1 protein-coding gene is annotated in these 488 nt (G+C 70.5%); it reads right to left on the reverse strand.

Translation table 11 applies throughout. The features are described 5' to 3' along the window. The coding region (locus D3D02_RS19230; RefSeq protein ID WP_121571376.1) for an ABC transporter ATP-binding protein at positions 1-488 on the reverse strand (488 nt) is incomplete at both ends.

Consider the following 488-nt stretch of genomic DNA (forward strand, 5'->3'; position numbering starts at 1 on the left):
AGCATCGCCCGCGCGAGCTCGACGAGCTTCATCTGCCCGCCGGAGATGTCCGTCGCGGGCTGCGCGGCGAGGTGGTCGATCTCGAAGTCCGCCAGTATCCGCTCGGCCTCGGCGAGGTTCGCCGACTCGCTGTCGGCGACCGTCCCCGGCGACGCGAACAGCGTCAGGAACGACTCGCCGGGCTGTTTCCGCGGCCCGACCAGCATCGCCTCGCGGACCGTCATTCCCTCCAGCTTGCGCGGCGTCTGGAACGTCCGGACGAGCCCGTGGTCGGCGACCTGATACGGCTCCATGCCGGTCACGTCGGTCCCGTTGACCTCGACGGTCCCGCCGTCCGGCTCGTAGAAGCCGGAGATGAGGTTGAACAGCGTCGACTTGCCGGCGCCGTTCGGGCCGATGAGCCCGGTGATCGTGCCGCGCTCGACGGCGAACGTCGCGTGGTCCGTCGCCGCGAGCCCGCCGAACGACTTCTGGAGGTCGTCGACGCG

It is taken from the genome of Halobellus sp. Atlit-38R (assembly GCF_003665925.1).
Lineage (GTDB): Archaea > Halobacteriota > Halobacteria > Halobacteriales > Haloferacaceae > Haloquadratum > Haloquadratum inordinatus.